Here is a 443-nt window from a genome sequence, read left to right as displayed (position 1 = left end):
TGAAATCCATAGGGTATATATCATAAAGAAATGAAGTGTTTTATATAAAACGCGGGAAATATCGTGACGATTGATTAGATATTTAAACAACATATTTTCACCAAGTTGTGATTATTAGTTTTGTTATCTTCTCCCTATGAGATAATAAATATTTTATTCCCCTTGCTTTCCAATCAATTAACTCACTTTAATTATCCATTTTTAGGCGTAAACTATTATATTATACTAAATTTGATAAAAATAAATGATGAAGATCACAATTAAATATTTTTAGGATATTTGAAAATCAAATAAGAAAATATAACTTAATTTTTATATTTTAGCTATTAAACTACTCTTATTATCAACATTTAAATTCACATTCGGTAGATTCACATAATAAGCTCAACATCGTTACTCTGGAAGTAAACATATCCGTATTTCTTTAAATAATTCATTGGGTG

The sequence above is a fragment of the Photorhabdus antumapuensis genome (genome assembly GCF_020387775.1).
In the GTDB taxonomy this organism is placed as follows: domain Bacteria; phylum Pseudomonadota; class Gammaproteobacteria; order Enterobacterales; family Enterobacteriaceae; genus Photorhabdus; species Photorhabdus antumapuensis.
The sequence above is the reverse complement of the archived record's forward strand: the minus strand, read 5'-3'. Positions refer to the sequence as shown.